20 protein-coding genes and 1 pseudogene are annotated in these 23,314 nt (G+C 72.0%); 9 read left to right on the top strand and 12 right to left on the bottom strand.

All coding sequences use genetic code 11. The annotated features are described in order from the left end of the window. Window position 1: 1 nt before the first annotated feature. On the top strand, window positions 2–1,336 hold the full coding sequence (locus ACTWPP_RS27305) for an HD-GYP domain-containing protein (protein WP_443107227.1): 1,335 nt from the start codon (window positions 2–4) through the stop codon (window positions 1,334–1,336). Window positions 1,337–1,359: 23 nt separating this feature from the next. On the opposite strand, the pseudogene ACTWPP_RS27300 reads toward ACTWPP_RS27305, so the two are convergent. Continuing rightward, a pseudogene (locus ACTWPP_RS27300) lies at window positions 1,360–2,724 on the bottom strand (cytochrome c oxidase assembly protein); the annotation flags it as partial. Window positions 2,725–3,196: 472 nt separating this feature from the next. Between ACTWPP_RS27300 and ACTWPP_RS27295 the strand changes: the two are divergent. Continuing rightward, on the top strand, window positions 3,197–4,627 hold the full coding sequence (locus ACTWPP_RS27295) for an SPFH domain-containing protein (RefSeq protein WP_443107226.1): 1,431 nt from the start codon (window positions 3,197–3,199) through the stop codon (window positions 4,625–4,627). 6 nt (window positions 4,628–4,633) lie between these two features. On the opposite strand, the gene ACTWPP_RS27290 is transcribed toward ACTWPP_RS27295, so the two are convergent. From ACTWPP_RS27290 to ACTWPP_RS27270, 5 genes are read right to left on the bottom strand one after another with little or no spacing between them, the layout of a single operon-like run. Then, window positions 4,634–5,824, bottom strand: coding sequence for a cytochrome P450 (locus tag ACTWPP_RS27290; protein ID WP_443107225.1), 1,191 nt, complete (start codon window positions 5,822–5,824; stop codon window positions 4,634–4,636). After that, window positions 5,821–6,417: a GTP-binding protein gene (locus tag ACTWPP_RS27285; protein ID WP_443107224.1), complete on the bottom strand. Its 597-nt coding sequence runs from the start codon at window positions 6,415–6,417 to the stop codon at window positions 5,821–5,823. Before ACTWPP_RS27285 ends, ACTWPP_RS27290 begins: the two co-directional genes overlap by 4 nt. Continuing rightward, window positions 6,395–6,751, bottom strand: a complete 357-nt coding sequence (locus ACTWPP_RS27280; RefSeq protein ID WP_443107223.1) for a DUF742 domain-containing protein — start codon at window positions 6,749–6,751, stop codon at window positions 6,395–6,397. Before ACTWPP_RS27280 ends, ACTWPP_RS27285 begins: the two co-directional genes overlap by 23 nt. After that, on the bottom strand, window positions 6,748–7,182 hold the full coding sequence (locus ACTWPP_RS27275) for a roadblock/LC7 domain-containing protein (RefSeq protein ID WP_358454586.1): 435 nt from the start codon (window positions 7,180–7,182) through the stop codon (window positions 6,748–6,750). The genes ACTWPP_RS27280 and ACTWPP_RS27275 overlap by 4 nt, the downstream gene beginning before the upstream one ends. Further along, on the bottom strand, window positions 7,179–8,504 hold the full coding sequence (locus tag ACTWPP_RS27270; protein WP_443107222.1) for an ATP-binding protein: 1,326 nt from the start codon (window positions 8,502–8,504) through the stop codon (window positions 7,179–7,181). The genes ACTWPP_RS27275 and ACTWPP_RS27270 overlap by 4 nt, the downstream gene beginning before the upstream one ends. 335 nt (window positions 8,505–8,839) lie before the next feature. Between ACTWPP_RS27270 and ACTWPP_RS27265 the strand changes: the two genes are divergently transcribed. Both ACTWPP_RS27265 and ACTWPP_RS27260 read left to right on the top strand, forming a co-directional pair. After that, on the top strand, window positions 8,840–9,676 hold the full coding sequence (locus ACTWPP_RS27265; protein ID WP_443107221.1) for a helix-turn-helix domain-containing protein: 837 nt from the start codon (window positions 8,840–8,842) through the stop codon (window positions 9,674–9,676). 83 nt (window positions 9,677–9,759) lie between these two features. Beyond that, the gene (locus tag ACTWPP_RS27260) at window positions 9,760–10,509 is read left to right on the top strand and encodes a hypothetical protein (protein WP_443107220.1); all 750 of its coding nucleotides are present in this window, start codon (window positions 9,760–9,762) and stop codon (window positions 10,507–10,509) included. Here the strand turns inward: ACTWPP_RS27260 and ACTWPP_RS27255 are convergent. The 4 genes from ACTWPP_RS27255 to ACTWPP_RS27240 all read right to left on the bottom strand — a co-directional run bounded on the left by ACTWPP_RS27255 (window position 10,408) and on the right by ACTWPP_RS27240 (window position 16,298). Further along, on the bottom strand, window positions 10,408–11,460 hold the full coding sequence (locus ACTWPP_RS27255; RefSeq protein WP_443107219.1) for a phosphotransferase: 1,053 nt from the start codon (window positions 11,458–11,460) through the stop codon (window positions 10,408–10,410). The two genes, ACTWPP_RS27260 and ACTWPP_RS27255, sit on opposite strands and share 102 nt — an antisense overlap. A gap of 127 nt (window positions 11,461–11,587) precedes the next feature. Further along, a complete protein-coding gene (locus tag ACTWPP_RS27250; RefSeq protein WP_443107218.1) occupies window positions 11,588–14,362 on the bottom strand; it encodes an ATP-binding protein in 2,775 nt (924 codons plus the stop codon). Between the two features lie 92 nt (window positions 14,363–14,454). Continuing rightward, window positions 14,455–15,645 (bottom strand): sensor histidine kinase, encoded by a 1,191-nt coding sequence (locus ACTWPP_RS27245; protein ID WP_443107217.1) that lies wholly within the window; start codon window positions 15,643–15,645, stop codon window positions 14,455–14,457. Continuing rightward, entirely contained in the window at window positions 15,642–16,298 is a 657-nt protein-coding gene (locus tag ACTWPP_RS27240; protein ID WP_443107216.1) for a response regulator transcription factor, read from the bottom strand. Before ACTWPP_RS27240 ends, ACTWPP_RS27245 begins: the two co-directional genes overlap by 4 nt. A gap of 170 nt (window positions 16,299–16,468) precedes the next feature. Here ACTWPP_RS27240 and ACTWPP_RS27235 point away from each other — a divergent pair, with 170 nt between their 5' ends. Genes ACTWPP_RS27235 through ACTWPP_RS27215 form a run of 5 tightly spaced genes read left to right on the top strand, consistent with a single transcriptional unit; the run spans window position 16,469 to window position 20,635 of the window. Beyond that, window positions 16,469–16,981 carry a hypothetical protein gene (locus ACTWPP_RS27235; RefSeq protein WP_443107215.1) on the top strand — a complete coding sequence of 171 codons (513 nt, stop codon included), beginning with the start codon at window positions 16,469–16,471 and terminating at the stop codon, window positions 16,979–16,981. After that, entirely contained in the window at window positions 16,981–18,105 is a 1,125-nt protein-coding gene (locus tag ACTWPP_RS27230; RefSeq protein ID WP_443107214.1) for a peptidoglycan-binding domain-containing protein, read from the top strand. The genes ACTWPP_RS27235 and ACTWPP_RS27230 overlap by 1 nt, the downstream gene beginning before the upstream one ends. Continuing rightward, window positions 18,102–18,809: an ABC transporter ATP-binding protein gene (locus ACTWPP_RS27225; RefSeq protein WP_443107213.1), complete on the top strand. Its 708-nt coding sequence runs from the start codon at window positions 18,102–18,104 to the stop codon at window positions 18,807–18,809. The genes ACTWPP_RS27230 and ACTWPP_RS27225 overlap by 4 nt, the downstream gene beginning before the upstream one ends. Then, window positions 18,806–20,011 carry an ABC transporter permease gene (locus ACTWPP_RS27220; RefSeq protein WP_443107212.1) on the top strand — a complete coding sequence of 402 codons (1,206 nt, stop codon included), beginning with the start codon at window positions 18,806–18,808 and terminating at the stop codon, window positions 20,009–20,011. Before ACTWPP_RS27225 ends, ACTWPP_RS27220 begins: the two co-directional genes overlap by 4 nt. A gap of 48 nt (window positions 20,012–20,059) precedes the next feature. Beyond that, window positions 20,060–20,635 carry an antibiotic biosynthesis monooxygenase gene (locus tag ACTWPP_RS27215; protein ID WP_443107211.1) on the top strand — a complete coding sequence of 192 codons (576 nt, stop codon included), beginning with the start codon at window positions 20,060–20,062 and terminating at the stop codon, window positions 20,633–20,635. A gap of 12 nt (window positions 20,636–20,647) precedes the next feature. Here the strand turns inward: ACTWPP_RS27215 and ACTWPP_RS27210 are convergent, their stop codons facing one another. Together ACTWPP_RS27210 and ACTWPP_RS27205 are read right to left on the bottom strand one after the other, a co-directional pair. Further along, window positions 20,648–22,447, bottom strand: a complete 1,800-nt coding sequence (locus tag ACTWPP_RS27210; protein ID WP_443107210.1) for a choline/carnitine O-acyltransferase — start codon at window positions 22,445–22,447, stop codon at window positions 20,648–20,650. Next, window positions 22,444–23,307: a class I SAM-dependent methyltransferase gene (locus tag ACTWPP_RS27205; RefSeq protein ID WP_443107209.1), complete on the bottom strand. Its 864-nt coding sequence runs from the start codon at window positions 23,305–23,307 to the stop codon at window positions 22,444–22,446. Before ACTWPP_RS27205 ends, ACTWPP_RS27210 begins: the two co-directional genes overlap by 4 nt. Window positions 23,308–23,314: the final 7 nt, after the last annotated feature.

Here is a 23,314-nt window from a genome sequence, read left to right as displayed (position 1 = left end):
CATGAGCAGCCAGGACCGCACCCGGGAACGGGCCGCGTGGCAGACCATCGACTCCGGCCAGCTGCTGCTGATCGCCACCGCCGGGCTGTTCGTGATCGTCGCGATCACGCAGGTCGCGGCGGTCGGCCTCCGGCAGCCCAACGTCGCGATCATCTTCGGCGTGCTGATCGCGCTCGGCGAGCTGTTCCGGATGGTGATGCCGGGCAACCGGGAGGTCGCGCCCATCGCGAGCGCGGGCGCGATCGGCTACGCGCTGCTGGTCGGCGTCGGTCCCGAGGGCGCCCCGCCGGACGCGCCGCTCGGCGTCGTCGCCGCCGAGCACTCCGCGCTGCAGGTCGTCGCCGTCACCGCGGCAGGCATGCTGATCGGCTCGCTGCCGCACATCGCGGTCGGCCGGTCCCCGCGGCTGGACGCGATGGCGCGGCGGCTGTTCACGGTCTCGGTCGTCGCGCTGTGCTTCCGGCCTGTGCTGTCGCTCGACCTCGTCTGGCAGCTGCTGCTGGCGGTGATGGGCATCGTCGTGATCGCGTCCTGCTTCACCGATGTGCTGATCGCCGCGGTGATCCGGGCGGAGGCCGTCCGGGCGCGGTTCGGCATCGCGCTGCGGGACGAGATCGAGGCGAAGATGGCGCTGTGCGCCGCGACCAGCGCGACCGCCATGCTGATCGCGGTGGCGACGACCGCGATGGGCGAGGCCGCGCTGCTGATCTTCACGGTGCCGATCCTGGTGACGCAGTTCGCGTTCCGCCGGTACGCCGGGATCCGCGCCACGTACCTGCAGACCGTCCGGGCGCTGTCGCGCGTCACCGAGGTCGGCGGCTACGTGGAGACGGGCCATTCGCGGCGCGTGTCGCAGCTCGCGGTCGCGATGGGACGCGAGCTCGGCATGTCCGAGGAGGAACTGCTCGAACTGGAGTACGCGGCCCTCATGCACGACATCGGCCAGCTGTCGCTCGGCGACCCGATCCCGGGCGGTGCGACCGTGCTGGCGTCCCCGGCCGAGCAGCGCCGCATCGCCGAGCTCGGCGCCGAGGTGATCAAGCAGACCGGGGTCCTGGACCGGGTGGCGCACATCGTCCAGCTCTCCTCCCACCCCTACCGGTCGGGACGCGATCCCGCCGCCGGTGACTCCGCCGACACCAGGCCGGTCCCGCCGCCGCTCGCGGGCCGCATCATCAAGGTCGCCAACGCCTACGACGACCTGGTGGGCGAATCCCCCGACCGGGACAGGGGCGCCGCCGTGCTGGAGCGGCTGAGGCTCGACTCCGCCGCCGAGTACGACCCGACCGTCGTGGAGGCGCTCAGCCGCGTCGTGGACCGCCGCCCCCGCCAGTAGAGCTCCTGGGCCGGTGCGACGGCGGCCGTGACGGCGGCGGTGGCCGTCCACAGCAGCAGCGCGCCGAGGTGCTGGTCGTCGAGCGGCGCGGCGCCCCACCGCCGGCCGAGTTCCTCGTACCAGCTGCCGAGGACGGTCCCGTCCCGCATCAGGGCGACCCCGGCGATGACGTGCAGCGGCAGGACGGCGAACGGGACCAGCGTCCCGGCCGTCCCGTGGAAGTACGCCAGCCCGATGATCAGGAAGCAGAGCATCGCGAGCGAGTGCAGCGCGTGGTTGCTGAGCGTCGCGCCGAACAGCGGCGACACGTAGAACGCGTAGAGGCTGAGCAGGAGCAGCCCGGAGGCGACGACGGGATGGGCGAGCAGCCGGATCCCGCGGCAGCCGGCCGCGGCGGCCAGAAGCTGCGCGTTCTCGCCCCGCATGGCCCGCAGCGCCAGCCGCACCGGCGCCCCGTACAGGAGCAGCAGCGGTGCCAGCAGCCCGATGAGGATGTGCTGAACGGCGTGGGCACTGAACAGGACCATGCTGTACCGGGAGATTCCGCCCCCGGTGGCGAGCAGCGCGACGAGCAGCCCGCCGGCCCAGGCGGCGCCGCGGTGCCACGGCCAGTCCCGCACGCGCAGGACACCCGCCCCGTACAGGACGGCGCCGGTCACGATGAGGGCGAAGAACAGCGGATCGATCCACCAGTCGAGCAGGTAGGGGCCGGGGCCCGCCGGGCCGGGCAGCGGGAAGCCGAGGCGCAGCGCGACGATGTCGAGCGTGTCGGGGGCGTTCTCGGGCGGGGGAGTGCGGGAGAGCCCGGTGGCGAGGGCCATGGTCGCCGTCATGATGAGGACCTCGGCGGTCCCGAGCCGCAGGAAGCGCCCCGCGCCCGTCCCGTCCCGCAGGGCGGGGATCGTGGCGCGCCGGTGCCACCAGCCCAGCGCGCCGAGGACGGTGAGGGCCGCGACCTTCGCCACGACCACCATCCCGTACCGCGACCCGAGGTGGAGGCCGCCGAGCCGCACCCAGGCGTTGACCGCGCCGCTCACCGCGACGACGACGAACGACACCAGCGCCAGGGTGCTGTAGCGGCCGACGATCCGGGGCAGCCCGTCGCGGAGCGCGGGCCCGGCGGTGACCAGGGCGACGAGCCCGCCGATCCACAGCGCGGCGCCCACGACATGGGCGGCCAGGCTGTAGACGGCGAGCGCGTGGTACGAGGCGCCCGCCGCGTGGCCGGTGAACAGCGGCGGAAGCAGGGCGGCGAGCGCGGCCGCCAGCAGGTATCCGGCGCCGCCCTTCGCGCGGGGCAGGCTCGCCGCGACCGACAGCGCGACCGCGACGGCGAGGACGATCAGCAGCGCCCGTCCCTGCGGCAGCTCGATGAGGAGCGTCCGCATCATGTCCCCGGTCAGGCCGCCGACGCCGATGCCGAACAGGTCGAGGGCGCTGAACACGATCAGCGCCAGCGTGCACAGCGCCCACGCCAGTGCCGCCATGGACGCGGCGCGCAGGCAGCGGCGCCCTGCGGGCGACGGCGGCCGGGCGAACACGGCCGCGACCAGCAGCCATCCGACGGTGAGGACCGCTGCGACGTTCCCGCCGAGCTTGGCGACCGACAGGCCGACCTTGGTCAGCGCTCCGGCCTGCGACAGCTCCGGCGCCGACGTCTCGCTGAGCGCCCCGCCCAGCCGTATCACCAGCGCGACGACGACCAGCGCGATCGCGGCGGCGCCGATGGCGAGCATCGGCTTGTCGGTCGGGTGAGCCCGCCGCTCATGTGTCGCCACGGACGGGGATACGCATACGGCCGATCAGAAGGTTCAAAGCGCAATAAGGTACCGCCAAACCGATCAAGCGCCGAGGAGCGAGATGAGCGCCCAGGATCAGGGCAACACGTATCTGGAGAAGGTCGTCGCCCAGCAGGCGGTCCTGGAGGACGACCTGAAGGCGAGGCGTTCCCCGGCGCCGGCGCCCGCCGGTGCGAGCGCGCCGGCGCAGGCGGCCGGTCCGCTCGCCAAACGCGACCGGGCCCTCGGTGGCGCGCCGTCCGGGGACCGCCGTCCCGCCCCCGGTCCGGTGGACGTGCGGATCAGCGGGTTCTGGCGGTGGAAGAACGTGCTCGTCCCGCCGAACGCGTTCGTCGTGCACACGCGGCGCGGACGGGCCGAGCCGCTGCACATCGGGCTCGGGGTCTCGTTCCGGTTCAACCCGTCCACCGACTCGTTCCTCGTGGTGCCGGGTGCGACGCAGACGATACTGATCAACGCGTACTGCATCTGCCGGGAACTGCAGGGCGTCCTCGTCCAGGGCTACGTTCAGTGGATCATCCAGGACTTCGCCGTCGCGTACCGCAAACTCGACTTCGGCGACGCCGACGACCCGATGCGGCTGGTCAACATCCAGCTCAGGGAGCAGGCGGAGGCCGCGATCAAGGACAAGGTCTCCACGATGGGCGTGCGGGACGTCCTCAGCGACAAGCAGCCCATCATCGAGGAGCTGACGGCCCGGCTGCGGGCCGTGGCCGAAGGCCAGAACGAGGAGGGGCAGGGCGACGAGGGGCTCGGGCTGCGGATCGTCACCGTGCAGATCAAGGAGGCGGTGGTCAGCTCGTCCCGGCTCTGGGAGAACCTGCAGAAGCCGTACCGGGCCGAGCAGGGGCAGATCGCCCGGCTGGCGGAGCTGGAGGCCGCGGAGGTCGTCGCGCAGCGCGAGATGACGGCCGCGCGGATCAAGGAGTCGCAGCGGCTGGAGCACGAGCGGGAGCTGGCGGAACTGCGCGCCCGCAACGAGTCGCAGCTGTTCGACACCGAGGCCGCCGAGAAGCTGCGCCGCACGAAACGCGAGCACGACGACACCCGCGAGGTCGCCGAGCTGGAGACCGAGACGACGCGGCACACCCTGCGGATGGAGCGCGAGCGGCACGAGGAGGAGGCGGAGACGGGGCGGCTGCGCATCGAACGCGACCACGAGCTGGCCCGGCTCCGCGCGGAGGGCGAGCTGGCGCTGGCCGAGTCCCGCGCCCGGTCCCGGCACGAGCAGGCACTGCTGGACCTGGAGCGGGAGGGCGCCCGCGCCGCGATCGAGAACGACCGGACGCCCGCCGCGCTGCAGTCCCGGCTCATCGCCTCGCTGCCGGAGATCATGACCAAGCTGCCCAAGCCGGACGAGCTGCGCACCGTCACCGTCAACGGCGCCGACCAGACCAGCGTGGCCGGGTTGATCACCCAGCTGACCGCGGTCATCGGCGCCCTCCGCGGCGCGAACGGCGGTTCGAACGGCGGCTCGAACGGCTCGGCGTGACCCGGACTAGGCGGGCGGGAACGTCACGGGGAGGGCGGTCAGGGCCCGGTGGAAGGGGCCGGGGCGCCACTCCAGGTCGTCCGCGGGGAGGGCCAGTTCCAGGTCGGGGAGGCGGTCCAGGAGCGTCTCCATGGCCACCGACGCGATGAGGCGGGCGTGGTTCTTGGCCGGGCAGGTGTGCGGACCGCCGGAGAACGACAGGTGCGCGCGGTTGCCCTTGCGGTCGGCCATCGACCGGGTCGGGTCGGTGTTCGCCGCGGCATAGCTGATCAGGACGGGCTGGTGGGCGGGCAGCCGGTACCCGTGGAAGTCGATGTCCTGGCGGGGGAACGTCGTCCCATAGCTGGCCATCGGCGGGTCGGTCCACAGGATCTCGTCGAGGGCGTCCTCGACGGGCAGGTTGCCGCCGGACAGGTCGCCGCCGAACCGGTCGTTCGACAGAAGGAGCAGGATCCCGTTGGCGATGAGGTTCTGCTCCGGCTCGGTACCGGCGCCGACGAGCAGCGTGATCTGGTGGGCCATCTCGAAGTCGTCGAGCCCGGCGGGATGCCGCAGCATCCAGGACGTCACGTCCGCGCCCGGCTTCTCGCGCTTGTGCGCCACCAGTTCGAGGGTGGCCTCGGCGAGCAGCGCGTTGCCCTCCTCGGCTCCGACGGTGTCGAAGATGGCGCTCATGCCCCGCACGAGCTTGTCGCCGATGTCGCGGGGGCAGCCGAACATCTCGTTGAACACCAGCAGCGGCAGCGTGCGGGCGTACTGGCCGATGAGGTCGGCCTTGCCGTCGGCGGCGAACATGTCGATGAGGCGGTTCGCGCCGTCCGCGACGTGCTCGCGCAGCAGCGCCGGGTCGACCCGGTCCAGGCTGTCGACGATCACCGACCGGAGGCGCGCGTGGACGGCGCCGTTGGTGAACAGGGCGTTGGGCCGGGTCATCATCATCGGCAGCACCGGGCACTCGGGTCCGACCTCCTCCTCCCACACCTCGCTGCAGCGCGGGAACCGGTCGGGATCGCGCATGATCTCCAGTGCCGCGTCGTACCCGAGGACGAGCGTCGCCGGGACGCCCGGGGACAGCTCGACGGGCGCGAGGTCGCCGTGGGCGCGCATCTGCGCGTAGACGCGCCGCGGGTTCCTGGCGAACTCCGGCCCGTACATCGGGAAGCGGGCCGGTTCGGGGGTGGTCCGGTCGTCGGTCACGGTGTCTCCGTGTCGAGGGTGAGGAGGTGGTCGACGAGCGAGATCAGCGCCTCGGTGGACGATCTGCGGTCGCGGGCGTCGCAGTTGACCAGGGGCGTGGTGGGCGCGAGGTCGAGAGCCTCGCGGACCTCGGACTCGGGGAAGACCGGCGACTCGTCGAAGTGGTTGACGGCCACCGCGTACGGCAGGCCCTGCCGCTCCACGATGTCCATGATCTCGAACGACTGCTTGAGGCGGGCGGTGTCGACGAGGACCAGCGCGCCGAGGGCGCCGCGCGCCAGGTCGTCCCACAGCCGGGTGAAACGCTGCTGGCCCGGCGCCCCGAACAGGTACAGGACGAGGTCGTCGCTGAGCGTGAGGCGGCCGAAGTCCATGGCGACCGTGGTGGTCGTCTTGTCCTTGATGCCGGCGAGGTCGTCGACCATCGCGCCGGCCTGCGTCATCCGCTCCTCGGTGCGCAGCGGGCGGATCTCCGACAGCGTCCCGACATAGGTGGTCTTGCCGACCGCGAAATGGCCCACGATGAGGATCTTGACGGCCGTCCGCACGCTGTCGCGCAGGTAGGGCGTCTCAGAGGCGAGCGCGGAGTCCATCGAGCACCTCCTGAAGGAGCCGGACCTTGGACTGCTGGGCCGCCGGCGCGCCGGCCCGGGTGGTGAGGTGCCCGCTGTCGACCAGGTCGGACAGCAGGACTTTGGTGACCCCGACGGGCAGGCCGAGATGCCCGGCGATCTCCACGACCGACAGCGCGCCGCCGCGGCACAGTTCGATGATGCGGAGCTTCTCCGGGGACAGCCCGGTCCGCGGCAGGTCGCCGGTGGCGATCAGGAGGGTGACGAGGTCGAACACGTTGCGGGTCGGGTGGGCCCGGCCGCCGGTGACGACGTGCGGGCGGACCAGCGCCCGCTCGTTCCTGCGGGGGTTCATGCGGGACGGCCCGCGCCCGGACGCGGCGGGCTGGTCATCTCCTTGCCCAGCCGCTGCACCAGTTCCTGCAGCCGGAACGACACGGTCTCCATGTCCACGTGCTGCGTCGCCGACACCGCCAGGTACGCGCCGGGCCCGGCGGCGACGAGGAACACGTACCCGTCGTCGAACTCGTTGACCGTCTGCCGCCACGTGGTGCCCGGATCGCCGCAGAACTCGGCGGTGCTGCGGGCGAGCGACTGCAGCCCCGACATGCCCGCGGCCTGCCGTTCCGCGTCGTCCCTGCTGATCCGCTCGGAGTGCGCCATGAGCAGCCCGTCGGCCGACAGCAGGATCGCGTAGCGCGTCTCCGGCATGCGCAGCGCGTCGTCCAGCATCCAGCCGAGCCGGTTCGTCCCGTCGTCCATCGCGCCGTTCCACCCCTCGTTCATGGCCGCAGGTCCTTGCTCTCGATAACGGGGCCGTCGATCTCCGTGCCCTCGCCGCCGGCGCGGCCGGAGCGCGTCCCGCGCTGCCAGGCGCCGAGGCCCGCGGCGGTCTCCCTGGCCGGCCTGGCCGGTGGCGGGTCGTCGGTGTCCGCCACGCCGGGCTCCTCGTCCGCGCCGTCCGTCCCGGCGGGCCGTTCGGCGACCGCGACGCGGCTGCGCTTGGGCAGGCCGCCGACCGTGGACGGCCCGTCCTCGGGGGCGACGGCGGCGTTCTCCCCGATCGGCAGCGACGTGGTCACCGGTTCGGGCGGCCGGGCGTCCGGGACGGTGGTGAGCAGCGTGCTCGGCACGAACACCACGGCCCGCACGCCGCCGTACGGGGAGCGGCTGTCGACCGCCACCCGGAACCCGTAGCGGGCGGCGAGCACGCCCGCCACCGCGAACCCGACCTGCGGCGGGTCGCCGAGCCGGTGGATGTCCACCGACGTCTCGCCCGACAGCAGGTCGGACGCGCGCTGCAGCTCGTCGGCGTCCATCGCGACGCCCGCGTCGTCGATCGTGATGGCGACGCCGTTGTGCGTGGACCGGAAGTTGACCTCGACGGAGGTGTCGGGGCGGGAGTGCCGCGCGGCGTTGTCGAGCAGTTCGGCCAGCGTCAGCACGACGGGCTCCACGGCCCGGCTCGTCACCGCGCTGTTCACCGTCCCCTCCAGGTTGACGCGCAGGTAGTCGCGGATGCGGGACGTCGCGCCGCGGACCACGTCGCTCATCGAGGACGCCGAGCGCTGCTGCCCCGGCCACGACCCGCACAGCACGGCGGTGGCCTGGGCGCGCCGTCCGAGCTGGGCGTTCATGTGGTCGATGCGGAGCAGGCCCTCAAGGACGTCCGGGTCGTCGTGGCGTTCCTGCATGGTCGAGATGGCGAGCTGCTGCTCGTTGGCCAGGCTCTGCACGGCGCGCATCATGGCCCGCAGCGTCGACTTCGCGGACCGGTCGGACCGCTCGCGGACGCGGGCGGCGGACCCGGCGAACAGGTCCATCACGGTCTGCAGCGACTGCCCGAAGGCGGGGGCCTCGCGGTTCAGGTCGTACAGCGGGCCGGTGACGTGCACGCCGGGGTTGCCCAGCGACTCCATGAGCTCGGGCAGCCGGACGTTGGCCAGGTGCCGCAGCTCCTTCTCCCGCAGGTCCAGACCACGGGCCAGCACGGCGTTCTGCTCGCGTAGTTCGGCGGTCGCCTGCCGCTGGCGCAGCAGCAGGACCGCGGCGGCGATGCCCGCGCCCGCCACGAGGACGAACGCCGTCGCCAGGAGGAATTGATCCATCAGATCCTCGGTGCACACGAATCGGGCGAGGTGGGCCGGAGCGGACCGCCTCATGGCCGGGTGGGGTGGGTTCCGGACGGCGCAGATACGCCGCGGTTTCGGCACCGTAGGACGGGTGCGCACGGTGGTGCTTGTGCTCGCGCGCAGAGAATTTGCCGCCGGGCGCATCGCGCGATCACACGCCGTCTGAATCGCGTCACTTTCCGCTGGATTCGCCTGATTTAGCGGCAGTGATCGTACTACGCTCCACCTGCGGTGATCATCAGATGCCCGATGGCGCGGGCCGCCTCGCCTCGGCGGCATGGTACGTGGACCGACCGGAGGAAGGGCCTGCTGTGGACGACTTCCTCAGCGGGCCGGTTCGGCAGAGCAGCGCCGCCTACCGGCTCGTCCTGTACCGGTCGGACCGGACCGACTACGTCCGCACGGCCGGGGAGGCCCGCCGCGACCCCGACGACGCCTACCGGTTCCTGATGCCCCTCCACGGCGAGTTGCTCGTGCTCCGGGACTCCGGGCAGGCGCGGCTCCGGCCGGGGACGGGCGGCCTGCTGTCGCCGGCGGCGCCGCTGCGCGTCGTCCAGGACCGGCCCGCCCGGGCGCTCGTCATGACGATCCCGGCGCACGAGGTGGACGACCGGCTGCGCCCCGCGTCGCCGCTCACCACCGACCTCGACCTGTCCGCCGGCCTCGGACGCGTCGTCGCCGACATGGTCAGGGCCGTCGGCGACGAACGCGAGACCCTCACCGAGCCGCAGTTCGACGCCGCCTGCGACCGGATCACCGAGCTGCTGTGCATCGTCGTCGCGGGGGAGGACCGGCCCCCCGCCCCCGGCCACCTCGCCGAGGTGGAGGCGGTCGTGCGCCGCTACGTCCGCGAGCACGCCACCGACCCCGGCCTCACCGGCGCCGCGATGGCGCAGGACCTCGGCTGGTCCCTGCGGCAGATCCAGCTCGCGCTGCAGCGGGCCGGGACCACCCCGCGCGAGCTGATCCGGGAGGAGCGGCTCCGCCTCGTCCGGGACCGCCTCCGCAACCCCCTCTACCGGCACGTCACCATCACCGACCTCGCCCACGCCACCGGTTTCTCCTCGGCCAGCGCCCTCAGCCACGCGTTCCGGCAGCGCTTCGGCGTCACCCCCCGCGAACTCCGCCGAAACGGCGTCCCGCACTGACGTGGCGCCGCCCACGCCCGGCCGCGCTCGTTCTGTGCCGCATGACATGGACAGCGGCCCATCCGGGGGCGTTCACTCGTACCGTGGACGCACCCCTCGCCCCCGCGCCGCCTCGCACCCTCACGACCTGGTCGGGGCTGAACTGCTCCGTCCTCTTCTGCGACATCGCAGGTTTCGGCGACCCCTCCCGCGGCGACGAGGACCGCCGGGTCGTCCGCGAGGTCATCTACCGCATCCTGCTGTCCGCGCTGGAGTCCTCGGGCGTCCCGCCCGCGGACACCTACCGCGAGGACCGCGGCGACGGCGCTCTGGTCATCGTCTCGCCCGCCGTCCCGACCGCGTCCCTCGTGGACCCCCTCGCCGGGCACCTGGCCGTCGCCCTCCGCCTGCACAACCACCGCGCGAGCGCCGCCGTCCGCATCCAGCTCCGCGTCGCCCTGCACGTCGGTCCCGTAACCCCCGACGCCGAGGGCCTCAACGGGCAGGTCATCATCCAGACCGCCCGCCTCATGGAGGCCCCCGCCCTCAAGACCGCCCTCGCCGAAACAGGTGCCGACCTGGGCTTCATAGTCTCGCCGTTCGTCTATGAGGCCTTCGTGGCCCACCTGCGCGGCCCCCTGGACCCCCGTGCCTTCGAACAGGTGACCGTCCAGGTCAAGGAGACGGCCACCGAAGCCTGGATGTACCTGACGGGCGCAGAGCCCCCGTCCACCCGGCCTCCCGCGCCGACCTCAGACGGCCCCGACCGCCCCCAGGGCTCCACCGTCTTCAGCGGCAACGTCGAGGTGCGAGGTGACCTCGTCCTCGGCGACAAAATCATCAACGAACGCTGAGGCCACGCTCCCCCAGCGTTCGTTGACCCCCTGCATCAGCCGTGCCCACTTGCCGGGAGACCGCGAAACCGCGAGATTTCGGACGGCCGTGAACCGCAGCAACCAGGCCCTCGCGTCCGCGGTGAGCGAGGCTCCGGATTCGACCTGATAGGCGTCCAGGAAAGCCTGCGTCAGATCCCACCGCAGATTCGCCGGCTGGACATAAGCCAGATGGAGCGCCGTCAGCGTGACGTCGTACCACTGGACGTCCCAGTGCGCTCGGTCCCAGTCGACGATCTCGACGACCTCGCCATTCCTGACGAGGAGGTTCTCGGTTCGCAGATCATGATGCGTGAGCCCCTTGGGCCCCAGGTCCAGACCGGGCCGCTCGGCGCGGAGACGGGTCATCCCCGCCTCGACGGCCGTGACGTGATCGTGTGTCCTCCCCCGCGACGCCATATCGTCGACCAGGGCATCGATGCCCTCGAGAACGCTGGACATCCCCCAGTCATAGACCTGCAGGCCAGACGTCGGTGCGCGGAGCACGCCGGGATCGATGGCGCTTGCGGTCCGGTGCACGAGCGCCAGTTTCCGCGCGGCGTCGGTCACGAGTGGCTTTGACAGCCAGTCGGGCGTGCGGTCGTGCTCGGTGTAGGAGCGGACGAACCAGCGGTTGGACGGTCCCGTCACCCAGTCGCGACCACGGCGCCGCTTCGTCGCGACGGGAGAGCGCACAACGCACCCCGCGTCTGTCCTCTCCAGCGCCCGCATGATGGCGAACTGCCGGGAGAAAGGGATCCGCCCGCGCTCCTTGCGCACCTTCGAGGCGACGTAGAGACGGTCGCCTTGCCGATAGGTGTAGTGCAGGCTGTAGTGGCGGCGCGGGGCACCGAGGAACTCGGGTCGCCGGTGACCGTAATGCCACCTGAGAATCTCACGGCAAGTGAGAAATCGGTCGTTCGGATCCAGCAAGGCACGTCCTTGGCGCTTTACCTCGGGTCTCACTTGGACCCAGACTGCAAATTGCACCACACGTCGCTCCACGGACACCCTCTGAATGTTGAATCAACAGAGAGTCGGGAGCTGGAATTGGCCGCCGCTACAGCAACTGTTCGAGTTCCCGTGCGATGGCGGTCGCCTCGGCCATCGCGGCCTGTGCCTCGGTCGTTCGTCCGGCGGTGTCGTGGATGGTCGCAAGCAGCCGGAGAGTCTTGGCCTCTTCGTGGCGGTCTCCTAGTTGCAACGCCACCCGCTGGGCGAGCAGGGCCTTTGTCAGCGCCTCGGCGGGTCGGTCGAGCACCATCAGAATCTCGGCCAGGGCCCGCAACGTGACCGTCTGGCCGTAGCGGTACCCCACGCTCTCTTCCAGGGTGAAGGCCAGTTCGGCGGTCCTGAGCGCCTTCTCCGCGCGGCCCGTTCTCAGATACACCTTGCTGAGCAGGTCGAGGGAACTCGTGATCCCGCGCTCATCGCCGATGAGGTGACAGAGCCGCAATGAGCGCTTCGCCGCGCGCCGTGCCCGCCCCAGCGGACCGGCGTTGAGCTCGATGAGGCCGAGGGCGTTGAGAGCCGTCGCCTCCCCGTGCCGGCCGCCGGTGGAACGGCTGATGGACAGCGAGCGCTCGGCCTCCGCCCTGGCCTCGTCGAACATGCCCATGCGCCGGTAGCAACGGCACAGGCTGTTGCGGGCCTCGGCCTCGCCCTGCCGGTCACCGAGTTCCTGGAGGATGTCGAGCGCCTCCAGGCCCGTTTGGAGCGCGTCCTCGTACCGCCCGAGCCGCCGCCGGATCGTGGAGAGGTAGACCAGGGCCTGGCCCTCACCGTGCCGGTCGGCGATCTTCCGGCGGATGGCGAGGGCCTGTTCGATGTGTTCGCAGGCTTGGTCCTGGCGGCCTGTCCACCTGTAGAGATCACCGAGAAAGGCGAGCGTCTCGCCTTCGCCGTGGCGGTCCCCGATCTCTTTGCGGATCTTCAGCGCCCGTCTGGCGGCGTCGAGCGAGTGGTCGACGTGTCCCCAGCCGAAGTAGATCCGGGCCATGTTGTCGAGGGTCTCGGCCTCGCCCCTGAGGTCCCCGATCTCCTTCCGGATGGTCAGCGCGTCATCGGCGCATCGGTAGGCCCTGTCGTACTTGCTCAGCCCCTGGTAGCCGCGGGCCAGAGTGTCGAGCGTGGTCGCCTCGGCGTGCCGGTCGCTGATCTCGCGGCGGATCACGAGCGCCTGCTTGCCCAGTTCGAGTGCCATCCGGTAGTCGCTGAGCTGGAGGTAGGTCCTGGCCATGTTGTCCAGCACGGCCGCCTCGCCGTACCGGTCCTCGACCTGGACGCTGAGCTGGAGAGCGCCCGCGGCCTCCAGCAGTGCCTCCTGTGTCTGGCCGAGCTCGCGGAAGATGACCGAGATGTGGTGATGCATAAAGAAACGGGCGAGCGGATTGGAGCCCCGGTAGGTCGCCTCCAGGCCGAGCCGGTGGACCTCGAGGTTGTCGTGGCAGTACCGGCGCAGTTCGAAGAAGTCGTAGACGGCGTCGGCCAGCTCCCAGGTGAGCTGGTCCCAGTGGAGGCGGGCCACCTGCCGGGTGAGTTCGGTCAGGTTCTGCTGTTCCGACGCGAACCATTCGAGGTGGCGGACCCGCTCGGCGGGATCCGGATTCACGGGCGGCGCCGTCAGCTCCTGGCGGATGGTCCGGCGGTACCTGTCGAGAAACCGTCCCGCCTGCTGGGCGGTGGCGAGGTACCACATCGCGAGGCGCTGGATCGCGGCGGTCCGGACGACGGGCGAGTCCTCCCTGAGCGCCCGTCCGTGCGCGTACTCGCGGAGCAGTTCGTGAAGGTGGTAGCGGCCGCGTCCGATCGCCTGGACGAGGCCGGAGGCCTCCAGCCGGTCGAGCAGCCGCCGCGCCGCCTCCGGAGTCGTCCCCAGCAGCGCCCCCACCGCCTCCGGCGCGACGTTCGGCCCTTCCACCAGTCCCAGCAGCCGGAAGGCGCGCCGTGTCTCGGGGACCAGGCCCCGGTACGACAGGTCGAACGCCGCGCCGACGGCTTCGCCCGGGTCCTCGCCCAGGGCGAGCTTCGACAGCCGGTCGCCCTCCGCGAGAGCGGCGACGGTGTCGGCGACCGTCCGCTGGGGGCTGGTGGCGAGGTTCGCGGCGGCGACCCGGAGGGCGAGCGGGAGTCTCGCGCACATTTGGACCAGCTCCGCGGTGGCGTGCGGTTCGGCGCGCGTGCGTTCGGGTCCTGCGACCTCGCTGACCAGGTCGAGCGCCTCGGCCGCGCGCAGCAGGTCGAGCGGTATGGCGCGGGCGCCGTACCGCGCCACGAGCGCGGTGAGTTTCCGGCGTCCGGTCACGACGACGACGCATGCCGACGTGCCGGGCAGCATCGGGTAGACCTGCTGCGGCGACGCGGCGTCGTCCAGGACGATCAGGACGCGCTTGCCGGCGAGCCGCGAGCGGTAGAGGGCCGCGAGTTCGTCCTCGTCGACGGGCAGTCGGCTGGACGGGACCCGCAGCGTCCGCAGCGCCTGGCCGAGTGCTTCCCGGGGAGACAGGGCGCCGCGCCTGGAGTAGCCGCGCAGATCGATGAAGAGCTGCCCGTCCGGAAAGCGTTCCGACATCAGGTGCGCCCAATGGACCGCGAGCGCCGTCTTGCCGATGCCGGGCATCCCGGTGAGCGCGATGATCACCGGGGCGGAGCCACCGGCCTCAACGAGGGAGTTGAGCTGTGCGAGGACGTCCTGCCGCCCGGTGAACCCGGGGATGTCCAAAGGGAGTTGCCGGGGAGGATCGTCGGCCTCCGGCGATGCCGCGGTCATGTGAACGATCTTGTTGCCCGAGACCGAGTCGCCCCCGATGCTCGCCCCGCTTAGATAGGTCGTCATGCCGGGACCTCCGCGGTTAGATCGACCTGGGCTCACCGTAACCCGTGACGTTCCCGCGGGACTGCGGACAAGTGCACACACCGCGCGCGCGGCTACGCGGGTGCAGGGGACCCCGGCAGGGTGACGGTCACGTGGAGGCCGCCGGGTTCGCGGGGGGCGGCGCTGACGGTGCCGTCGTGGGCCCGGACGATCGACTGGACGATCGACAGGCCGAGACCCGCGCCCTTCGCGGTGACGACGCGGTCGGCGTCGAGGCGGCGGAACGGTTCGAAGAGGGCGGGGATCTCGTAGCGCGGGACGACGGGGCCGGAGTTGGACACCTCCAGGACGACCCGGTCGTGTTGTGTCCGGCACGCGACCTTCACCCAGCCGGGTTCGGTGTTGTGGCGCAGGCCGTTCTCCAGGAGGTTCTGCACGACGCGTTCGAGGAGGAGGGCGTCGCCGGTGGTCATGGCCTCGGCCGCGTCCGCCTCGACGGTGATGCCGGCGTCCCTCGCCTCCGGGGTGGTCTGGGACGTCACGTGCGCGACGACGTCGGCGAGGTCGACGGGGGTGCGGGTGGTGATCTCGTTCTCGGAACGGGCGAGCAGGAGCAGGCCGGTGATGAGGCGTTCGTGGCGGGCGTTGATCTGCAGGAGGGTCTCGCCGAGCTGCCGGACGTCCGGGGACGCCGAAGCGCGGTGCATCGCCACCTCGACCAGGGCGCGGCCCAGGGTGAGGGGGGTGCGCAGCTCGTGGGAGGCGTTGGCGACGAACCGGCGCTGGCCGTCGAAGGATCTGTCGAGGCGTTCGACCATCGTGTCGAAGGTGTCGGCGAGTTCCTTGACCTCGTCGCGGGGGCCGCGGAGCGCGATGCGTTCGTGCAGGCCGCGGTCGGCGGCGGGTGAACCGGCGATGCGGCGGGCGGTGTCGGTGACGCGGTGCAGGGGGGTGAGGACCCGGCCCGCGATGAGCCACCCGAAGCCCACCGCGGCCCCGCCGACGACCAGGAGCGCGATCGACCCCTGGGTGACCAGGGAGGTGGTGGCCGCGTCGTGCAGTTCGTCGCGCTCCTTCTCGAAGAGGCGCCGGATCTCGGTCATGGCGCGGCCGTCGTCGTCCAGGGGTGCGGGCGCCTCGGCGGGGCCGGGGCCGGGGCCGGTGCGGGTGGCGAGGATCTTGGTGTTGGAGCGGGACAGCTGCTGGCCGAACAAGACGTAGGTGACGCCGAGGAGCAGCAGGCCCGCGACGAAGAACAGGACGCCGTAGGTGAGGGTCAGCCGGGCGCGGAGCGACATCCTCATGGGATCCGGTACCCCGCCCCCTTGACGGTCTCGACGACGGGCGGGTCGGCGAGCTTGCGGCGCAGCTTGAGGACGGTGAGGCGGACCGCCCCGGTGAACGGGTCGGCGTGCTCGTCCCACACCTTCTCGAGGAGCTGCTCGGACGAGACGACGGCGCCGTCGGCGCGGAGCAGTTCGGCGAGGACGGCGAACTCCTTCTTCGCGAGGGGGACGTAGCGTCCGTCCCGGAACACCTCGCGGCGCGCCGGGTCGAGGGTGATGCCGGCGCGGTGCAGCGTCGGCGGCGCGGCGGGACGGCAGCGGCGGCCGAGGGCGAGGACGCGGGCGGCCAGCTCGGGGAACGCGAACGGTTTGGTGAGGTAGTCGTCGGCGCCGAGCCCGAGGCCGCCGACGCGGTCGGTGATCTCGGCGGCGGCGGTGAGCATCAGGACGCGCGCCGTGGTCACGCCCCGTGCGATCTCCCGGCAGACGTCGTCGCCGTGGACGAGGGGAAGGTCACGGTCCAGGACGACGACGTCGTAGTCGTTGACGCCGACGCGTTCCAGGGCGGCGGCCCCGTCGTGGGCGAGATCGACGGCGTGGGCCTCGTCCCGCAGCCATTCGGCGATCGCGCCGGCGAGCAGCCGCTCGTCCTCCACCACCAGCACCCGCATGATGCTCCCTCCACCTGCCTCGACCGGTGAAAGTGTGCCCGGCGCGGTGTTTCGTTTCCGTTAGTGATCTGGTCGCGGGGCGCGGAAACGCGGGGGAAACGTCCGGCCGGGTTGCATCGCTGTCCGTCCGGCCGGAACCGCTCCGGCCGTGGAGACGAGGGGACGACACGATGCGACTGCGGATGCTTGCGGTGGTGCCGCTGGCCCTGGCCCTCACACTGTCCGGCTGCGGCTCGGACGAGGAGGACGGCTCGGGCGTGGCGTCGGCGGGCGGCGCGAAGCGGGGCGGCGCGGCGGGGGACGGCGAGAACCTGAGCCCGGAGGAGATGGGCGTGAAGTTCGCCCAGTGCATGCGCGAGCACGGCGTGGACATGGAGGACCCGAAGCCCGGCCAGGGCGTCCGGCTCAAGGTCCAGGGCGACAAGGCGGTCGTGGACAAGGCCATGGAGGCGTGCCGGCGGTACAGCCCGCAGGCGAACCGCACCGGCGCGCCGGATCCGAGGCAGCAGGAGCGGGCCCGCGAGTTCGCCGAGTGCATGCGCCGGAACGGGGTGGAGAAGTTCCCGGACCCCGACCCGAACCAGCCGGGCATCCGGATCGACAAGAACGAGATCGGCGACGACCCGGACCTCGAGAAGGCGCAGCAGGAATGCGAGAAGGGCCTGCAGGGCGGCGGGAAGTGATGGGTGGGACCACCGCGGAGCGCGCCCCGGCGAAGGGGGACGAGCGTCCGCCGCGCCGCCGCCGGCCGCGCCTGAAGGTCGCCCTCGCCGTCGGCGCCCTGGTCGCGGTCGGCGGCGTCGCGACCGCCGCGGCGCTCGTCGGCGGCGGGGACTCCGGCGGCGGGACGGCGAGGGACCTGCCGCCGGGCACCACGAAGGTGGCCAGGCAGACGCTCAAGGACACCCTGACCGAGGACGGGAGGCTCGGCTACGGCCCGGCGCACACCGCGACGAGCCAGGCGAAGGGGACGCTGACGAGGCTCCCCGAGAGCGGCGACGAGATCACCCGGGGCCGCGAGCTGTACGAGGTGGACGGTGACCCGGTCGTGCTGATGTACGGGTCGAAGCCGTCCTACCGTCCGCTGACGATCGGCACCGAGGGAGCCGACGTGAAGCGGTTCGAGGCGAATCTCGGCAAGCTCGGTTACGGCGGCTTCACCGTGGACGGCGAGTACACCGCGGACACGGCCGCCGCCGTCATGGAATGGCAGGACGACATCGGCGTGGCCGAGACCGGGATCGTGGAACTCGGGCGGGTCGCGTTCGCGTCCGGGCCCGTCCGGGTGGACGCCGTCCACGCGAATGCGGGCGAGCCCGCGGCGCCCGGCAAGAAGGTCCTCGACTACACCGGCACCGCCAAGGCCGTGACGGTGGAGCTGGACACCGCCGACCAGCGGATGGCCGAGGAGGGCGCCGAGGTCGAGGTGACCCTGCCGGAGAACACGACCGTCACGGCGAAGATCGACCAGGTCACGACGGTGATCGAGCCGGGGGAGCAGGGACAGGACCCGTCGACGAAGGTGGAGGTGACCGTCTGGCTCGACTCCGGCGAGGCGAAGAAGGCCGCCGCCGAGTACGCGCTGGCCTCGGTCGACGTCGCGTTCACCGCCGGGAAGCGCGAGAACGTCCTGACGGTGCCGGTCTCCGCGCTGGTGGCGCTGCGGGAGGGCGGCTTCGGCGTGGAGGTCGTCGAGGGCGCCGCCTCGTCGTACGTCCCCGTCGAGACCGGCCTGTTCGCGGACGGGAGAGTGGAGGTCTCCGGGCCGGGGATCGCCGAGGGCACGGTCGTGGGGGTACCGAAATGATCACACTGCGGGACGTGACGAAGCTGTATCCCGGCGGCGTCCGCGCCCTCGGCGGCGTGTCGCTGCACATCGGCGCGGGGGAACTGGTCGCGATCGCCGGCCCGTCCGGGTCCGGCAAGTCGACCATGCTCAACGTCCTCGGCACGCTGGACCGCCCGACCTCGGGCACCGTCCACATCGACGGGCACGACGTGGGGCGGCTGGCCGACAACCGGCTGTCGGCGCTGCGGGCGAGCCGCATCGGCTTCGTCTTCCAGCACTTCCATCTGGCCGCGGGCACTCGGGCGCTCGACGACGTCGCGGACGGCCTCCTGTACTCGGGGCTGCGTCCGGCGGTGCGGCGCCGGCGGGCCGCGGCGGCGCTGGAGCGGGTCGGCCTCGGCCACCGGCTGGACCATCTGCCGCACGAGCTGTCCGGAGGCGAGCGGCAGCGCGTCGCGATCGCGCGGGCGGTGGCCGGCGAGCCGGCGCTGCTGCTGGCGGACGAGCCGACCGGCGCTCTCGACTCGGCGTCGGGGGACGGGGTGATGGCGCTGCTGCGCGAGCTGCACGCCGCCGGGACCACCGTCGTGGTCATCACGCATGACCGGGAGATCGCGGCCGGGCTGCCCCGCCGGGTCCGGATGCGCGACGGCCTCGTGGTGGAAGACTCCGCGACCGGCCCCGCGCTCACGGAGACGTCCACCGCAAGGGCGGCACGATGACGGCCCCGGCGCCGCGGCCCGCGCGGATGTGGCCGGGGGACGTGGTCGGGGTCGGCGCGGTCGGGCTGCGCACCCGTCCGATGCGGGCGTTCCTGTCGGCGCTCGGCATCGCGATCGGGATCGCGGCGATGGTCGCGGTCGTCGGCGTGTCCTCGTCCTCCCGCGCCGACCTCGACCGGGCGCTCGCCGCGCTGGGCACGAACCTGCTGACGGTGTCGCCCGGCAGCACGCTGACCGGTGAGGAGGCGCAGCTTCCCCTCGAATCGGAGGCGATGGTGGCGCGGATCGCCCCGGTGCGGGAGGTGTCGGCGATCGGCCTGCTGGACGAGGCGAAGGTGTACCGGACGAACAAGGTGCCCGAGACCGAGACGAAGGGGATCGCCGCCTACGCCGCCCGCACCGACCTGCGGGACGCCACGGGGGCCGGGCTCCGCAGCGGTGTCTGGCTGAACGCCGCGACCGGCGGCTTCCCCACGACGGTGCTCGGGGATACCGCCGCGGACCGGCTCGGCATCGGTCACGCCGCCCCGGACGTGCAGGTTCTCATCGGCGGCCGGTGGTTCACCGTCATCGGCATCCTCGAACCGGCGCCGCTTGCGCCCGAACTGGACGCCGCCGCGCTGGTCGGCTGGCCGGCCGCGCAGGACCGGCTGGGCTTCGACGGGCACCCGACGACGATCTACACGCGTTCGCAGGAGGCGAGCGTCGAGGACGTCAGGGACGTGCTGGGCGCGACCGCGAACCCGCAGGCGCCGAACGAGGTGGAGGTGTCGCGCCCGTCGGACGCGCTGGCGGCGAAGAAGGCCGCCGGTGAGGCGTTCACCGGACTGCTGCTCGGACTCGGCGCGGTCGCGCTGCTCGTCGGCGGAGTCGGGGTGGCCAACACGATGGTCATCTCGGTGCTGGAGCGCCGCTCGGAGATCGGCCTGCGCCGGTCCCTCGGCGCGACCCGCGGCCAGATCCGCACGCAGTTCCTCGCCGAGTCGCTGCTGCTGTCGGCGCTCGGCGGCGCCGGCGGCGCGTTCATCGGGGCGATCGTCACCGGCGTCTACGCCCTCTACCAGGGCTGGCCGGTCGTCGTCCCGGCGTGGGCGGTGGCGGGCGGAGTGGCCGCGACCCTGGTCATCGGCGCGGTGGCCGGTCTCTACCCGGCGGTCCGGGCGTCCCGCCTCAGTCCCACCGAGGCGCTGGCGGCGACCTGATGCCGGCGGCGACGCATGGACGGGGCGCGAGCGGTGAGGTTCCGGGGCATGGACGAGGGGGAGGCCGATCCCGTCACGATCGTGGTCACGTGGGACGTGAAACCCGGGCGGGAGCGCGACTTCGAGGAGTGGGCGGAGGGTTTCCACCGTGCCGCGGTCCGGTACTCCGGGCACCGGGGCGCGACGTGGCTGCGCGCCGAGGGGTCACGGACCCGGTACTACACCGTCGTCAACTTCTCCGACCGGGAACGGCTCGACCGGTGGCTGCGGTCCGGCGACCGCGCGGCCTGGATCGAGCGGGTCCGCGGGATCGCCGAGGAGCACCAGCGCGACACCACCGGAATGGAGACGTGGTTCAACCTGCCGGGGGAGTCGGTTCCGGCGCCGTCCAAGATGAAGATGATCATCGTGACGTTCTGCGCGGTCTACCCGCTCAGCCTGCTGCTGAACGCGTTCGTCACCCCGCTGACGAAGGCGTGGCCGGTGCCGGTGCAGGCGATGGTGTTCCCGCTCCTGGTGGTTCCGCTGCTCACGGTGTTCGTCATGCCCGCGCTCAGCCGGCTGCTCCGGCGCTGGCTGTACCCGGTCGGGCGGGTCCACCGGCCGGCGAGGCCCGGCCGGTGACCCCGCCGCCGGTCAGGCGAGCAGCTCCCGCAGTTCGTGGACGGCGTCGCGGAGCCGGTCCGCGAACGCCTGCATCTTGTCCGCCACCGGGCGGGGGGTGCTGAGGTAGACGTTGAAGCGGCCGGGGAGCAGCACGTACGCGACGCCGACGCACTGCTCGCTGGTCGACCCGAAACCGAAGTACCGAATGTTGACCGACGGCGCCGAGCTGGTGCTCAGGTAGTCGTCCCGCATCGTCAGCCAGCCGGGCGACTCGAACAGGGGGAGCGGCCCGGTGACGCCCAGCTCGGCACCGCGCCGCTTCTGGATCAACTGGAGCTCCCAGAGGTGCTGCTCGGGGGCCTGCCCGGACTGGCACTCCTTGGCGCGCCGGACGTGGGCGTCGGCGGCGGCGCGGAACGCGTCCCGGCGGGCCACGATGCCGGCGGTGGGATCGTCCATGATCTCCACGAAGCGCAGCACCTCCGGGGTGACGACGCGCATCGCCTCCGTGCGCCCGTGCCGGTACTGGCGGGTCGCGATCGACTCGTACGTGGCGCCGGTGAGGCCCTTCGCGCGCCTGTGGGCGAGCTGGTAGGCCATCTGGACGAACGCGTCCGGCGACATTCTCAGCCGCTTGATCGCATCGGTGCCGAAGTCGTCGAACGACACGGTGGCGGTGGCCGTCGCGGCGCCGTACGCGGCGAACGACGACGCGGCGTCCCGGATGTCGCGCCGCAGGTCGTCGTCGAGGACGAACTCGACCGACTCGACGATCGGGAGGCCCTGCGACACGGCGCCCGACCGCTGGGAGAGCTTCTCGGGGGAGGTGTTCAGCACCGCGTCGACGAAGCTGAGGATCGTCGTGCCGTCCAGGCCGCAGTGTTCGACGTTGATGCCCGCGGTGCCGTCGCCGAAGACGATGAACGACACGGCCTTGTCGAACCAGCGGTTGGCGCTGTCGCCGTGAAGCAGATGGTCGCAGGCGTCGAGGGTGTTCTTCGGGGTGAAGTTCTCCAGAGAGACGCAGAACAGCGCCGTCTCCACGTCGTCGAGCGCCTTCGCGTTGCCGGGGTCGAGGGCGAGGAGGGCCCGGCGGCTCGCGGCCCACTCGGCGCGGGCCTTGGTGGTGAGGTGGCCGGTGGACGGCTCCGGCGCCGCCTCGGCCTTCATGATCGTGCGCAGCCCCGCCATCAGCTCGTCCAGCGTGTGGGGACGTCCGTCCGGGCCGAGCACGTCCATCCGGATCATGTTGCCGCGGAAGAACACCACGATGTGGCGGGCCTGCGACGGCCCGGGCGACTCCTCCGTGTAGGGGGCGCGGACGGTGTCCTGCTCGGTGCCGGGGATGCGCGTCGTGGAGAACAGGAACTTGTTCTGCTCCATCGTCAGCGGCCGCCCGCGCTGCACGATGGGCGGGACGGCCTCGTCGTCGAGCCGCTGCTTGTAGTCCAGCGCACCGGCGATGAGCCCGGCCGCGCGTTCCACCTGCCCCTCGTCCGAGTCCTTGAAGAGGAAGAAGAAATTCGCGTTCAACGCGATCCGGTCACGCCGCCCGAGGTAGCGGTACGGCCAGAAGGTGTCGAGCCAGCTGTGCACGCCCTCGGCCGCGTCGTAGCGTTCGAGTGCCGCGTGCAGCGCGCGGCCCGGGCCGTCCGGGCGGGTGAACTCGGCCACCGCGGACTCGGTCCGCGCCCGCTGCTCATCGGTCAGCAGCGGCCCGCACCACTCCATGAACCGTTCGCAGGTCGCGTCGAGCGTCGGCAACGGCACCCGCGGCAGACGCTCCTCGTTGCCGAAGGTGCGGGTCGAGAGTTCTTCGCTGGCGTTCAATTCGATCCTCGTGTTCGGTCGCGGGGCTTGGAAATGTAGAGCTGCGCGTAGAACCAGCCGTCGGTCTCCAGGCCGCTCGGGTCGACGCCGGCGCCCGCGAGGCGGTCCAGGACGAGCGACTGCTCCTCGGGTGTCGCGAACCGCCGCTGCTTGAACAGGCCGTCGCGGCGGACGGTCTCGTACCCGGCGCCGGCGAGCGTCTCGGCGATCGGGTCGAACGGGAACATTCGCAGAACGAAATGCGCCATCCACGGCCTGCGCTCTTCCTGCGCGTCGACGACCCGGGAAATGGTGCGCTCGGTGACGTATCCGAGGCAGCCCGTCGAGATGACCAGGTCCGTGTGGGCGAGTTGTGCGCGCTGCTCGTCGGTCGGCTCGCCGTTCTCCAGATCGGCGTGGACGGCGCCGTCCAGGAATCCGGCTTCGAGTGCGTAGGAAAGGGCCTGTTCCGAGGCGTCCAGGCCGAGGAACCGCAGGCGATCGCCATGTTCACCGTAACCGTCGTGTTCCCCTGAAACGTCGTGTCCACCGGAACGGATCAGCTCCCGGTCGCGGGACAGCAGCGTTGCGCGCGTGTACCGGTGGGCGTCGTGGCCGCTGTAGCGATCGTACAGCTCGTCCATGGTGGCGCCGTATTTCACCAGGGCCGCGTTGATGCCGTAGGAGCAGCCGATGTCGAGAACGGTCGGGGACGGCACCCGGCGCGCCTCCCGGTATTCGGCGACGATCCGGCGGAAGTGCGGTTTGGCCAGTTCCGGGATGTTGTAGTCGAGTTCGCGGAGTGTGCTGAAGTAGGCGCGGGGGTCGGGTCGCGTGTAGATGTGGTCGAGCGAGATCTTGCCCGTCGTGTCGACGCGCACGGATAGC

Source organism: Actinomadura sp. 3N407, from assembly GCF_052245875.1.
Lineage (GTDB): Bacteria > Actinomycetota > Actinomycetes > Streptosporangiales > Streptosporangiaceae > Spirillospora.
Note: the sequence above shows the minus strand (reverse complement) of the source record. Positions and strands in the feature narration are given on the sequence as shown.

Coding starts and splice junctions, on each gene's coding strand:
- ACTWPP_RS27285 (WP_443107224.1), bottom strand. CDS start 6,417: ATGGACTCCGCGCTCGCCTCTGAGACGCCCTACCTGCGCGACAGCGTG.
- ACTWPP_RS27305 (WP_443107227.1), top strand. CDS start 2: ATGAGCAGCCAGGACCGCACCCGGGAACGGGCCGCGTGGCAGACCATC.
- ACTWPP_RS27245 (WP_443107217.1), bottom strand. CDS start 15,645: ATGAGGATGTCGCTCCGCGCCCGGCTGACCCTCACCTACGGCGTCCTG.
- ACTWPP_RS27220 (WP_443107212.1), top strand. CDS start 18,806: ATGACGGCCCCGGCGCCGCGGCCCGCGCGGATGTGGCCGGGGGACGTG.
- ACTWPP_RS27275 (WP_358454586.1), bottom strand. CDS start 7,182: ATGAACGAGGGGTGGAACGGCGCGATGGACGACGGGACGAACCGGCTC.
- ACTWPP_RS27235 (WP_443107215.1), top strand. CDS start 16,469: ATGCGACTGCGGATGCTTGCGGTGGTGCCGCTGGCCCTGGCCCTCACA.
- ACTWPP_RS27250 (WP_443107218.1), bottom strand. CDS start 14,362: ATGACGACCTATCTAAGCGGGGCGAGCATCGGGGGCGACTCGGTCTCG.
- ACTWPP_RS27225 (WP_443107213.1), top strand. CDS start 18,102: ATGATCACACTGCGGGACGTGACGAAGCTGTATCCCGGCGGCGTCCGC.
- ACTWPP_RS27270 (WP_443107222.1), bottom strand. CDS start 8,504: ATGGATCAATTCCTCCTGGCGACGGCGTTCGTCCTCGTGGCGGGCGCG.
- ACTWPP_RS27240 (WP_443107216.1), bottom strand. CDS start 16,298: ATGCGGGTGCTGGTGGTGGAGGACGAGCGGCTGCTCGCCGGCGCGATC.
- ACTWPP_RS27230 (WP_443107214.1), top strand. CDS start 16,981: ATGGGTGGGACCACCGCGGAGCGCGCCCCGGCGAAGGGGGACGAGCGT.
- ACTWPP_RS27215 (WP_443107211.1), top strand. CDS start 20,060: ATGGACGAGGGGGAGGCCGATCCCGTCACGATCGTGGTCACGTGGGAC.
- ACTWPP_RS27280 (WP_443107223.1), bottom strand. CDS start 6,751: ATGAACCCCCGCAGGAACGAGCGGGCGCTGGTCCGCCCGCACGTCGTC.
- ACTWPP_RS27295 (WP_443107226.1), top strand. CDS start 3,197: ATGAGCGCCCAGGATCAGGGCAACACGTATCTGGAGAAGGTCGTCGCC.